Source organism: Oscillospiraceae bacterium (assembly GCA_009780275.1).
Lineage (GTDB): Bacteria > Bacillota > Clostridia > Oscillospirales > UBA929 > WRAI01.
The window spans coordinates 41793-55114 of the sequence record WRAI01000014.1 but is presented as its reverse complement, the minus strand read 5'-3'; the positions used below and the strand labels follow the sequence as shown (position 1 = coordinate 55114).

Annotated in this window: 13 protein-coding genes and 1 tRNA gene; all 14 read left to right on the top strand. The window is 47.1% G+C overall.

Going from position 1 to position 13322, the window contains the following annotated elements; all coding sequences use genetic code 11:
• The first annotated feature begins 11 nt into the window (after positions 1–11).
• The 14 genes from FWE06_05630 (at position 12) to FWE06_05565 (ending at position 13054) form a co-directional block, all read left to right on the top strand.
• Positions 12–88, top strand: a tRNA-Arg gene (locus FWE06_05630).
• Between the two features lie 49 nt (positions 89–137).
• Positions 138–1250, top strand: coding sequence for an SAM-dependent methyltransferase (locus tag FWE06_05625; protein MCL2546660.1), 1113 nt, complete (start codon positions 138–140; stop codon positions 1248–1250).
• A 62-nt stretch (positions 1251–1312) separates the two neighbouring features.
• Positions 1313–2248, top strand: coding sequence for a class II fructose-1,6-bisphosphate aldolase (fba, locus tag FWE06_05620; protein MCL2546659.1), 936 nt, complete (start codon positions 1313–1315; stop codon positions 2246–2248).
• 63 nt (positions 2249–2311) lie between these two features.
• Positions 2312–2614, top strand: coding sequence for a hypothetical protein (locus FWE06_05615; GenBank protein ID MCL2546658.1), 303 nt, complete (start codon positions 2312–2314; stop codon positions 2612–2614).
• A gap of 354 nt (positions 2615–2968) precedes the next feature.
• Positions 2969–4405: a pyruvate kinase gene (gene pyk / locus FWE06_05610; protein ID MCL2546657.1), complete on the top strand. Its 1437-nt coding sequence runs from the start codon at positions 2969–2971 to the stop codon at positions 4403–4405.
• 361 nt (positions 4406–4766) lie between these two features.
• Complete coding sequence (locus FWE06_05605) at positions 4767–5246, top strand: DUF6106 family protein (GenBank protein MCL2546656.1); 480 nt, start codon at positions 4767–4769, stop codon at positions 5244–5246.
• Positions 5247–5300: 54 nt separating this feature from the next.
• The gene (locus FWE06_05600; protein ID MCL2546655.1) at positions 5301–6074 is read left to right on the top strand and encodes a hypothetical protein; all 774 of its coding nucleotides are present in this window, start codon (positions 5301–5303) and stop codon (positions 6072–6074) included.
• 33 nt (positions 6075–6107) lie between these two features.
• Entirely contained in the window at positions 6108–7322 is a 1215-nt protein-coding gene (locus FWE06_05595; protein ID MCL2546654.1) for an NAD(P)H-hydrate dehydratase, read from the top strand.
• Between the two features lie 31 nt (positions 7323–7353).
• On the top strand, positions 7354–7926 hold the full coding sequence (locus tag FWE06_05590; GenBank protein MCL2546653.1) for a hypothetical protein: 573 nt from the start codon (positions 7354–7356) through the stop codon (positions 7924–7926).
• On the top strand, positions 7923–9080 hold the full coding sequence (gene alr, locus FWE06_05585) for an alanine racemase (GenBank protein ID MCL2546652.1): 1158 nt from the start codon (positions 7923–7925) through the stop codon (positions 9078–9080). The genes FWE06_05590 and alr overlap by 4 nt, the downstream gene beginning before the upstream one ends.
• A 174-nt stretch (positions 9081–9254) precedes the next feature.
• Positions 9255–9593, top strand: coding sequence for a type II toxin-antitoxin system PemK/MazF family toxin (locus FWE06_05580; GenBank protein ID MCL2546651.1), 339 nt, complete (start codon positions 9255–9257; stop codon positions 9591–9593).
• A 69-nt stretch (positions 9594–9662) separates the two neighbouring features.
• Positions 9663–10313 carry a hypothetical protein gene (locus FWE06_05575; GenBank protein ID MCL2546650.1) on the top strand — a complete coding sequence of 217 codons (651 nt, stop codon included), beginning with the start codon at positions 9663–9665 and terminating at the stop codon, positions 10311–10313.
• 550 nt (positions 10314–10863) lie between these two features.
• Positions 10864–12285 carry an AraC family transcriptional regulator gene (locus FWE06_05570; GenBank protein ID MCL2546649.1) on the top strand — a complete coding sequence of 474 codons (1422 nt, stop codon included), beginning with the start codon at positions 10864–10866 and terminating at the stop codon, positions 12283–12285.
• Positions 12286–12382: 97 nt separating this feature from the next.
• Positions 12383–13054, top strand: a complete 672-nt coding sequence (locus tag FWE06_05565) for a hypothetical protein (GenBank protein MCL2546648.1) — start codon at positions 12383–12385, stop codon at positions 13052–13054.
• The last annotated feature ends 268 nt before the right edge of the window (positions 13055–13322 follow it).

Below are 13322 nucleotides of genomic sequence, written 5' to 3'. Positions count from 1 at the left end.
CCTAAGAAATTGCGCCGCTAGCTCAGCTGGATAGAGCGTCTGGCTACGGACCAGAAGGTCGGGAGTTCGAATCTTCCGCGGCGCGCCAAGAACCGTCCGTAAGGACGGTTCTTTTGCATTACGCAAGGAGGCGCATCATGCAAGACTTTATCGAAGAAATTACTGGCTTTACGCAGGCTACATTTAGCCAACCGCGCAGCAAAGGTGGCGACGGAAAAGTGATTGCGCGACGCTATACCGCCCAAGGGCGGGATATGGTGCAGTTTGAATATCATAACAGCGGCAAGGTCCGACACGAGAATCTGCCGCTTGTTGAGGCTTATACGTGTATTGAAATACTACTCACGCAACATTTCCGACAAGCCTTAATTGTCACGCCTGAGACAGAATTTCATGTCACGTATTTTAGCAAACTCAAAGTTAAGCGGACGATGAAACAGTCAAACCACACGCCACGCACCCACGACCGCGAACGGCAAACAATTTTGCGTGACGGCGAGCCTGTACCATTCTTGATCGAACTGGGCGTGATGGCACAAGATGGTCATGTCCGTAAAAATAAAATGGCGAAATTTAGGCAAATCAATAGTTTTCTCGAACTGCTCAAAGATGGGTTGGACACTTTGCCAAAACAGCCGCGCATTGTTGATTTTGGCTGTGGTAAGTCGTATTTGACGTTTGCGTTGCAGCATTATTTACAGCGCGGCGAAATTATTGGATTGGACTTGAAGGAAGATGTGATTGCAAGCTGCAATGAGATTGCCGAGCGGTTGGATTGCAAAGGCTTGCGGTTTCAACAAGGCGATATTCAGGGCTTGAAAATCGAGCCGCCCGTCGACATGGTGGTGAGTCTGCACGTGTGCGACACAGCGACTGATGACGCGCTGGCAAAAGCCGTTACATGGCGTGCGCCTTGGATTTACGCCGCGCCGTGTTGTCAGCACGAATTGTTGAAAACTATGGGACGCGAGGACATGCAGTTTATTGCAAAGCATGGCGCGATGAAAGAAAAATTGGCATCATTGCTAACCGATGGTTTGCGGGCGATGTATTTGGAAGCGTGTGGATATAACGTGACGGTATGTGAATTTATTGAGTCCGAGCACACACCGAAAAATTTACTTATCAAGGCGCAATTAACGTGCAAACCCGACCATCAATTGTGGAAAAAGGCGTGTGATGCGGCGAAATCGTGGGGTGTTATGCCGCATTTGCAAAAAGAGTTGATGGGCTTAGGAATTTTTGATTGATTTTTGCGGCAGGGTGTGGTATAGTAAATGGAAACTACATGAATAAAAGGGAGAAAATACACATGGGAATCGTAAACACCAGAGAAATGTTTGACAAAGCGTACAAAGGCGGTTATGCCATCGGTGCGTTCAACGTCAACAACATGGAAATTGTGCAAGGCATCACCGAGGCGGCAAAAGAAGTCAATGCCCCGTTGATTTTGCAAGTTTCGTCAGGTGCGCGCAAGTACGCCAACCACACCTATCTAATGAAGCTCATTGAGGCGGCTGTGATCGAAACGGGCCTGCCCATTGCTGTCCATCTTGATCATGGCGACACGTTTGAACTGTGTAAATCGTGCATTGATGGTGGCTTTTCATCGGTGATGATCGATGGCAGCCATCATAGCTTTGAAGATAATATCCAGCTGACCAAGCAAGTTGTTGAGTACGCCCACGCCCACGGTGTCACAGTTGAAGGAGAATTGGGGCGTTTGGCAGGCGTGGAAGATGACGTCAACGTCAGCGAAGAAGACGCGTCTTACACCCGCCCCGAAGAAGTGGAAGAATTCGTAGCAAAAACCGGCGTCGACAGCTTGGCAATTGCTATCGGCACAAGCCATGGAGCGTATAAATTCAAGCCGGGCCAAACCCCCGAATTGCGCTTTGACATTCTCGAAGAAATCGGCCGTCGTTTGCCCAATTTCCCCATCGTGCTACACGGTGCGTCGTCGGTCATCCCCAAATACGTTAAGATGATCAACGATAACGGTGGAAAAATGCCGGATGCCATCGGTATCCCTGAAGATATGTTACGCAAAGCCGCATCGCTGTCGGTCTGCAAAATCAACATCGATAGCGACCTACGTTTGGCTATGACAGGTTCAATTCGTCAGTATTTTGCACAACATCCAGACCATTTTGACCCACGTCAATATCTTGCGCCGGCGCGTACCAATATTAAAGAGTTGGTCAAAGATAAGTTGATTAACGTGTTGGGTTGCGACGGCAAAGCATAAAATTAAGAACTGATAATGCAGAAGGGCGGCATCTGCCGCCCTTGCAAGAAATGGGGGTGTACTATGTCAAATGCCATTTATTATGTTTCGTATAAGCTGAAAAAAGGGGCGTCTGTGCCGGATTTTTTGTCAGCGTCAGAAAGGCTGAACAATGAACATATTTCCAAACAAAAGGGGTATATTTCCTGGCAACAGCTTGTCGATGGCGATACATGGGCGGACATTTGCACCTTTGAGACTATGGACGACCTTGAAAATTTCAAGGCGGCGTCGCGCAATCCGTGTGAGGCGGCGAAAGAATTTTATTCTTTTATGCGACTGATGACCTGCAAACAGCATATTTTTTCGGTGGAGAGAAGTTATTGATTTAATTTCGATAGAATAGTGGCTTAGCAGCTAATTTATATTTTGAACAGGAGTTTATTGTGGACAACAGAGTGAAAAAGTTAATGGGCTCTAATATGGATATTGACTTCATTAGTGATGTAAAGTTTGGCGACTCTCAATGTCCATGGAATGTTGCAGAGGGTCAAAATATTCACAAATGTGCGGTAAAACATACTTCAATCTGCAAATACTTTTGCGGAGTGCAATTTATTGATAGCGTATTATGCAGCTATCCTCACGAAGCAAAAACTGTTTTAACAAGAGCCGACATGGATAGGGATATGTAGCACAAAATAAGCATTTTCTATAAGCAATACAAGGAGAAAATAACACATGAGAAAAACAAAAATCGTATCTACAATCGGTCCGGCGAGTGAGTCGCATGAGGTTATGAAAGAACTGGTGCTGGCGGGATTGGACATTGCAAGGTTCAACTTCTCGCACGGTTTGCATGACAAAGTGACACAATGGGCGACAACCATGCGCAAAGTCTGCCAAGAAACAGGCAGGACCGTTGCTTTGCTCGGTGATACCAAAGGGCCGGAAATTCGCATCGGTATGTTTGCTGACGGTAAAGTTGAACTGACAGCGGGTGGTAAGTTTACGCTGACCACTGATGACGTTGATGGTACGGCTGAAAAAGTCAGCGTGACCTATGAAGATTTTGCCAAAGAGATGTCGAAAGGCAACCGCGTGCTGCTGGATGACGGGCTGATTGAACTTGTTGTTGAGTCGGTCAGCGGCAACGATGTACATACCACCATCGTCAACGGTGGTGCGATTTCGGGCAAGAAGAGTGTCAATTTGCCCGATGTCAACGTCAAAATGCCGTATTTGAGCGCGCAAGACCGTCGCGACATTAAATTTATCGTGGAAAATGACTTTGATTTTATTGCAGCCAGCTTTGTGCGCTCGGCCGAGGATGTTAAGATTTTGCGTGAGGAAGTGGCTAAGACTAATCCAAACAGTGAAGTCAAAATCATCGCTAAGATTGAGAATGCCGAGGGTGTCAAGAATGCTGATGAGATTTTAGAGGCGTCTGACGGCTTGATGGTGGCGCGTGGCGACTTGGGCGTGGAAGTTGACTTCCAAGAGTTGCCCGACATTCAAAAGCGGTTGATTAAGCAGACACGTCGTGCCGGCAAAAATGTTATTACGGCGACGCATATGTTGGAGTCGATGATTCAAAATCCGCGGCCGACGCGTGCTGAAGTGTCTGACGTTGCCAACGCTGTGTATGACGGCACGAGCGGTGTTATGCTGTCGGGCGAGACGGCAATGGGTAAGTACCCTGTTGAGGCATTGAGCGCGATGGCGAGTATTGCCGAGTACGCTGAGGGAACAATTCACTACGCTCGCCGTTTCCGCCAAGAAGAATATGAGAATAAATCGGTGCGTGACGCCATTTCACACGCCACTGTTACAATGGCGCACAACCTCAATGCCAAGGCGATTTTGTGCATCACTGAGAGTGGCGGCACGGCACGGAGCGTATCGCGCTTCCGTCCGCAATGCCCGATTATTGGTTGTACGCCCAATCCTGTGGCGCAGCGCCAGCTCAAAATGGCGTGGGGCGTGACGCCGATTTTGACTCAAGAGGGTTCAGATACTAAGGCGTTGATTGATCAAGCCATTGAGGCATCATTGGAAAAAGGATTGATTGTCAAAGGCGACACCATTGTCATTACGGCGGGTGTACCTGTTGGGCATCACGCCGAAACCAATATGGTGCGTGTATATACGGTAGGTGAAGAAGAGGCGGTTTTGTAAAGAGCTGCCGAGTAGGCCACCGGCAAATATGAATCTTACTACGATCGATGGAATTTCGAGGGCGTTGAACCTTTCAACCAGAATTCTGCGCTATTACGAGCAAATGGGGCTTATTGAGAGCATCAAAAAGGATGATTGCGCCTATCTGTATTTACAACGTGGTTGATTTACGCAAAGCAAGTGATGTGTTGTGTAGGGTGGTGCAGGAAGTGACGATGGTAACATCGCTGTATTGGCCGATTCAAGCAAATACTACGGGAAAATATGGCGTAAGGCGATACTTGCACAATTTTTGAGATAGGAGGGCGCGGTCATCAACCAAGATATTTATTTTGAGCAAATTATAGCGCGGAAGATGCGCGTGTTGGATTATGCCTTGTTGCTCGTTGCTATACTCGGTGGAGTTGCCGGGGCGTTTTTTATTGGCGCGCTGCTTCCGTTGCCATTTCTTGTGCCGCTGACGGTGTTGGTAGTCTGTTTTGGATTGTATCGGTTCTATCAGAATTTTCATGTTGAATATGAGTATATCTTTACCAATGGCGAATTAGATATTGACCGTATTATTTACAAAAAGCGGCGCAAGCGGCTGCTGACCATTGATGTGCAGGCGTTTGAATTATTGGCGCCTATGCGGAAGGCTTATGCGCAAGAATTTGAACAGCGGCGTGAAAATTCGACGTTGTTAGACCTTGCCTCAACACCTAAAGCTGAGGGACGCTGGTTCGCGGCGTTTAGTAAAGATGGTGTGCGGACGTTGATGATCTTGCAGCCCAACGAGCGGATTTTGGACGCAATAAGCAAATACATTCCGCATAAGATGCGTAAGGGCGATGAAGTGTAGGGTATAGAAAACAAATGCTAGATTGTTACTGTCAGGTTAAAGAGGTGTTTGAGATTGTCAGATTCAAAAAAGCATAATCGTACATTAATCATTTGTGCCATTGTAGCTGCAATAGGTGTCATTGGAGGTGCTGCTATTGGTGCATTTTTAACAGCTCACTTTAATGAGCAGCTGCAAAATGATATAACTTTTGAATACCAGCTCGAAGAGGCATTTGCTAAAGGGCATGCTCAAGGTCTCTTAGATGCAACAAATGAAATGGATTCTATTCTTGAACATCAACTTGAAGAGGCGTTTTCCAGAGGATATGCTCAAGGTCTCCTAGACGAGGTAAATGACACTGATTTTATTCCCTATGCTGGAAGTAATGGTGGTGTAGATGAAGATTCACATAATCAGAACAACGATCCAGTTGCCACATATACACCTATGCATCAATTTACGAATATTACATCAAGAATAGGGCTTACATATTCATCAGCTTCCTTTAGAGACAATTGGGGAAATTCTCATAACGGTGGCTATGTTGTTGGTAGTTTTGAAGGACGGTCATATCGGATTCTGCTAAATGGAACATACAGCCGATTCTCTGCAATCTTTTTCGTTCTTGAAGGCGAGACGCAAGTTGGAAATGCAAGACTATTTATCACATTTGATGGTGTAGAGGCATACACTGTATCTCTGACTAAGGCATGTGAGCCTGTGCCCATTGATATTGAAATACCGCATAATGTTAGAGATTTTGAACTCAGAATCCCAGGCTATGGAGCAATATCATTTGCTGGATGGCCACCGGCGACAGCTATTAGCAACGCTGTGTTTCATTAGATTATCCTAACATACCCTGGAGGCAACATATCCATGAGAATTGGCATTGATATTGTAGAAATCGTGCGTTTTGAGACGATGAGCGACATTACTAAGGCGCAGATTTTTACGCCCAACGAGTTGGCGTATATCGCGGCAAAAGGCAGCCAAAATGCGCAGACGGCGGCGGGGTTTTTTGCTGCAAAAGAGGCGTTGGCCAAGGCATTGGGCAGTGGGTTGACACGCGATTTATTTCATCGCGTCGAAGTGGCGCACGATGGGCGCGGTGCGCCGCATTTTATCGGTGCGTTAGCGGCGCAGTGGAAGACATCGCTGTCGATTTCGCATGACGGTGGCATGGCGACGGCGGTTGTGACGCTTGTCGCACAAGATGAGAAAGAGTTGCTGCCTTATCCCGAGCAATGGGCGCACTGGTGCAACGTGATTGACAAACGAAATGCCAATGCGCATAAGTATAACAATGGACGGCTGTTCATCTTGGCTGGAAGCCGAAATTTTTCGGGTGCGGCGCGATTAGCGGCAGGCGGTGCGTGGCGCATGGGTGTGGGGTTGGTGACGGTCGGCGTGCCGAATTGCATCCATCAAGTCGTAGCGAGTGATTGTTGCGAAAATATTGTTGTGCCGTTGCGCGACGACGGAGACGGTTTTCTTTCCGTTGAGGCATTGCCGCTCATCCGTGAGCAAATCGACAACGCCGATGCTGTTGTCGTCGGCCCCGGGTTGGGCAATGGGCGCGGCATGGAGTTAATCATGCGCGAGGTGCTGAACTACGGCGAAGCGCCGCTGATTATTGATGCAGACGGTCTAAATGTCATGGCACGGCATATATATGTACAGAGTCGGCAGGTTGTCCTCACGCCGCATGAAGGTGAGTTTCGGCGTATTGGCGGGCAGTTGGACAATGCACCAAGGCTGACTGCCGTGCAGAATTATGCCGTCAATTCCAATTGCACTGTCTTGCTTAAGGGAGGGCAAACCGTTACGGCTTGCCCTGACGGGCGTACGACAGTGAATCAATCTGGCAATTGCGGACTTGCCAAAGGCGGTAGCGGCGACATTCTTGCCGGTATGGTTGGTGCGCTGGCTGCACAAGGCATTGAGCCGGGCGATGCAGCAGCATTTGCGGCATTTGTCCATGGTTGCGCGGCTGATGTAGCAGTGAAAAAAGGCAGTCAAATGGGTATGATGCCATCAGACATTTTGGCTGAAATACCGAAGTTGTTAAAATATTTTGATGCCCCTACATAATTGAATAAATAAATCCGTGCGGAGGCGACCCATGAAAAAGTTCACCTTTGCACCAATGATAATCGCCGTGTTGCTGCTGTTTCCTGCATGCAATGTAGGCGGAGAAGCCGTGCCGAGATTGCATGAATTTTATGGCAGTATGCGTTATGCTACAATGGATGCGCGTGTTCGGGCAGATTTTGGCGATAGGGTAGTCGAATACCTATTGCGCTACAACCTTTCGCTCGAGGAAGAGAGCGTCGAGGTCCTAGAACCGAGTGAGTTGGCGGGAATTCGCGTGGTGTTGCATGAGGGCGGAAGTATCCTGCAATTTGATGGTTTGTCGCTGGAAACGGGTGCGCTGCCGGGGACGGGATTGTCGCCGCTTGAGGCTGTACCCTTTGCTGTACAGACATGGCGCGAGGGTCATATTGTGGCATACGGTACGGAAAATGCTTTTGGTACGCAAGCGATTCGTGCAGTGTATGCGTCAACACATGGTGGTATAGAGCATCGTATGGTTGTTTGGTTTGATGTTGAGACCATGCACCCTTTGCGCAGTGAGACATATGTAGATGGGGCGAATATATTGACGATTACATTTTTACAGGTGGAGTTGGGATGAACTACCTTAGAAGAACATGGGCGGAAATAAACCTTGACGCTTTGCGGCACAACGCATTGGAAATTCGAAAACATACGCACCCACATACGAAGCTAATGGGTGTTGTTAAGGCAGATGGCTACGGTCATGGGGCTGTGGCTGTAGCGGAGTTATTGCGGGAACTTGGCTACGATATGCTGGGCGTGTCAAATATTAACGAAGCGTTGCAGCTGCGTCGCGCCGATATTGAGTTGCCTATCTTGATATTGGGCTATACGCCGCCGGAAGCAGCCAAACAGCTGCTGGATAATGGTTTGACGCAAACGGTATACAGTCAAGGACAAGCTCTCGCGCTTTCGCAAGCCTGTCAAGCACAGCAGTGTACACTGCCTGTGCATTTGAAAATAGATACAGGCATGTCACGCTTGGGATTTCAGCACAATGAGATTGAAGCGATATTGGCGGTCTGCAATTTGCCGAATCTTGACATTCAAGGCTTGTTCACGCATTTTTCAAGTGGTGATGATAAGGCAGTTACGTTAGCTCAGCTTGATCGATTTTGTGGGACGCGCAAGAAATTGCGCGATTTGGGAGAAAACTTTTATGTAGCCCATTGCGCAAATAGCGCGGCTGTGTTACAATATCCCTGTACGCACTTTGATATGGTGCGCCCCGGAGTGATTTTATTTGGACAAAGCCCTGTGCAACAAACTATTAATGGTTGGGAACTGCAACCTGTGATGAGTTTGCACAGTATTGTATCGCAAGTCAAATGTGTGGCAAAAGGCGAAGGTGTGAGCTATGACCGCAAATATGTTGCGCCGTCGGATAGGTTGGTTGCCACTGTGCCGATTGGTTATGCGGATGGATATCCGCGGGCATTGTCATGCCGGGGGTCGGCGTTAATCAATGGGAAAGTCGCGCCGTTGCTGGGCGCCGTCTGCATGGACATGACGATGTTTGATGTGACCGATATTGAAGATGTATGCGAAGGCACGGAAGTTGTGCTGTTTGGAAAGCAAGGTGACGCTGAATTGTCGTTGTCAAATGTGGCACAAGAAGTTGGGACAATTACTTATGAGATTATGTGTAACGTTGGCAAACGTGTGCCGCGTGTGTACAAGCAAAATGGCGTTGAAGTTGGTGTGACGAAAAATTTTGTCATTGACGATTGAGCAAGTGCTCAAAAAAATATTTTATCATGGTGTTAAAATCATGACTAAAAAGCCCTCATCTGTGGAAAAATGGTAGTGAAACCAACGACAGGAGAGGTGAATATTTTGGACATGACAGCAAGGATCCCATTTACAGACGTAGGCATGAAGCCCTATGCCGTAACGGATACAGTGATGCGCGGTGACATTTATTACGCTGATTTGAGCCCTGTGGTGGGCAGCGAACAAGGCGGCATGCGCCCGGTGCTCATCGTGCAAAACAATGTAGGCAACAAGCACAGCCCAACGGTCATTGCAGCGGCCATTACATCACAGTTGAACAAGGCGCGTTTGCCGACGCATATCGAACTTTCGGCGCGTGTGTATGGTTTGAGCCGTGACTCTGTGATTTTGCTTGAGCAGGTGCGAACCATTGACAAGAAGCGCTTGAAAGAGCGCATCGGGCAGCTTGACGGCAGGTTGATGAACCGTGTGAACAGCGCGATTGCAGTAAGTTTGGGGATTTCGGGCTAGTTTTGCATTTGCGGCGGGCGAATAGTATTCGCCCTTACATACAGATAAAACCAACGGAGGTATATACTAATGAAAAAATGGAAAATTGGCACGGCGTCGTTTCTTGTGGTGGTGTTGATTGTCACATTGGGCGTTGCGATTGCTACCGACAATTCGGCACGTAACGGCACGCGCGATGACCCTTTGGTCGCCAGAAGCTATTTAGAGGCCCTGCAGCCGCTATGGATCCAAGGTATGACCGAAGATATGCGCGGCGTGCTTGATGGTATGGTGGATGAGTTGGACGCGCACTATGATCAGCTGGTGCGTAACTTGGATAATATCATTACCGGTCTATTGCTTGACGAGGGCATTGACCTACGTGACCCGGAATTTGTTGAACTTGTCGTACGAGGTGTGATGGACCAGATTGACGGTACGGCCGGCGGCGAAGCCGGTAGCGCGCTGTTCCGGCGAATTGACTTGCGTGCCGGACAGACCTTGCGCGGGCAAATTGGCACAGAAGTTATTTTGCGTTTGGGCAGTGCGACTGGTGTAAACACAGTCGCGACAGGAAACCCGGCGATGGTGAGCCTGACCTCGGCATCGAATTTGAACGACGGCGCGGCGTTGGTCGCAAACCATTTGTATTTTGTGACAATTGCCAATAACGGCCTGAGGGCCGGTAGCAATGGTGCGACAGTATTTGTACGCGGTCCAGCAGAAGTGGTTGACCCATAATCTACAGTAGAGCAGAGGACGGCGTAAGTGGGACTTCCATAAGACAGTATGAAAACTAAAACATGGCAGTCGCCATAGGGTAAACAAGCACCGTGTCACAACTGTGGCACGGTGCTTGTTAGTGCCAAAACGGCACTTTTGAAAGCAACTTCGGGACAAATTGCTATGCTACCCTCGAAGTAGACAGATGAAAAAGTGAGTCTACAAACAGATAGGAGCATATCAATGCAGAACAAGAAGTCAATACCCCCGGAGCAAAAACTGGCGGCAGTGCAGGAATATTTAACAGGCCAACTTGGTTCAGAAGCCTGTGCCGCCCACTACCTTTCGTAATGTTGACTTTGCCGACATGCCATGGTATAGTCTTAGTGTACAGAGTAGAAATACTTTGTGATATCGCTCGTGGCGATTGCTGTGGGCGGTGAAATTTATATTTTATACCGTGTTCATTTGCAACACGGATTTTTTAATCGGACAAATCATAATATTTTAAGACATGATTTGCGTGGTTGTGCCATTGTATAATACTCCTTGAAAGGAGGAGGAAACGATGAACTGGATACAATGCATGGGGAAAGCACTACAATATATCGAGGAACATTTGACAAGTGAAATCAGCATTGACGAAATAGCAAGTCAATCCTACTCGTCAAGCTCTCATTTTCAACTTATGTTTCATCTGGTGACAGGCGTGACTGTGGGCGAGTACATTCGCAATAGACGTCTAAGTTCAGCCGCGCAAGATTTATTACAGCCAAACAGTAAGATAGTCGATGTGGCTATGAAGTATCAATACGACACATCAGAAAGTTTTTCAAAAGCGTTCGCACGCTTTCATGGCGTACCGCCATCGAAAGTACAGAGCGGACGAACCCAGTCGTTTTATCCTCTGACTATCGACATCAATATTCAAGGGGGATTTTACATGGCAGGGAAATTCATTGATGACATGGTATTGGTCGATTGGAGTGAAATCGACGGGGGAAATGACGAAAAATCGGCAAGTGCCGAGAAGTACGACAGGCTTATAGGTTGGGCTCGAAAAGCAGTAGTGCAGAATCAGGGCGTTTTTGACGCGCTGATGGAATGGGTATTGGACGATTCGCAATGGAGTGAGGGAAAACTCGCAGAAAACGAACAGATTTTGGTGCAGGGTGTATTTGCGCGAATTAAAGAGCAAAACACTAAACTTCGTGCGTATTTAAGAGAACTTGAGCCTTCCGGCGTGGTCAATTCGGAGATTTTCAAAGTGTTGGACAGATATGATGAGGCGTTGTCAGGAAAGCCGCATGACGAGCAACTGAACGAATTGGTTGCCAAAGTATTTGCCGATTTTTCTGTCATGCGGGAGCGCAATGTGCGAGAAGTCCTAACGGGATATAACGCAGGGTCTATACACATTAATACTGGTTATATTTGGAACCTCAAAAATTGCGATGCTGGTGTACAGTGGGCGTTATTTATGCCCGATTCAGTAAAAAATGGACTTGAATCGAAAAAATGGAAACGCGAAAAATTTGAGTATATCGAATTGGGAAAAACACGTTTTATCGGGCAAACTGTAGAACATGATAATGTTGACGAAGTTTTTGAGTCGTTGGAACCCTACGCGGCGGATATTCCTATAAAATATAGCTATTGCTATCTGACGCATTTCAATGGGCAAGAATGGCAGTCTGGCGGACCAAGCATTTTTGGTCGTTTTTACAAAGAGGGAACCCCTGTGCCGGATGGCTACGATTTTTACGATGTTCCGACCGAATATGCGGCATACGTGATTTACAGCAGTGAGAATTTTTGCGGCAATATTCACAACCCTGACGATGCATATGTTTTCACGCGCGATCAGATTTTGGCGGATGGTGTACCAATTCCATATCCGCAGGCATATTGGCAATCTGTGGTTTACACTGACGGATTTCCGGTGAAGGGAAATTACCGCTTCGGATATTTGTTTAGTGTGGATATGTAATGGGAAACGTGTACACGCACAAAATAAGCAAAATCGACCACGCCGATGGCGGTTCAATTCAACAGCGGAATTTATATTTTGGACAGGAGAACATACTATGGCTAATTTTCTAAATGATTCTAAAAAGCTGACTTACACCGCAGAGGTTGACGGCAGCACGATGAATATGGAGTACCGATTGTTTGCTCCTGATGGTTACGAATCTATGGGGCAGCTTCCTATTGTTCTTTTCTTACATGAAAACGGCGAAACATGGACAGACGGAACTTCGGATACGAAAATACTGCAAAAGCTGATTGATGACGGCAAGTTCCCTTGTGTTATCTTAGCACCGATTACGAACGCCAATTGGTGCGATTGGCAACCTGCAACGGTTGCTGTCAAACTCACCAAAGAAATGATAAACACTTACAACTGTGACCCCGATAGGTTATACATTATGGGAGTTGGGATGGGGGCATTTGCTATATATGATTTTATAGGGCATGAAGCAGACAATAACGGAATAGCGGGTGCGATTACAATCGGCGGGGCATATATGTTTGAATTGATTGAAAATATCAAAAAAGTTCCCCTTTGGATTTTTTATGGAGATAGCGATTATGAACCTGAAAATTATTCAAAGAAAATGGTTGCTGAATTAACTAAAATCGGCAGTGCAAATCACAAATCAACTGATTATTCAGCCGCAGATAACAAAATTGATTTCCTTTGCGACGAAATAGATTTGTTTGCTTGGCTTTTTGAACAAAATAGAAGTAGAAAATAAGCATTCGACACCCTAATGGCTAACCGCCGACCTATGCCGTGAGTAGGCACATTTTGCGTATCATATCAAGGTTGCCCCGAAACAGGGCGACCTTTTCGTTATCAAAAATCTGCAGATGTAGCGTAAGCTACATCTGCGGCGAAAACAGACGATACTGTTTTATGGACGGCTGCCATATGCCGTCTTCTTTTTGTTTGCATAAAGGCAATCTTTTCCGCCAATACTATCAATGCGGAAAACATCCGACAAAAGCAATAAGGAGTGAGCA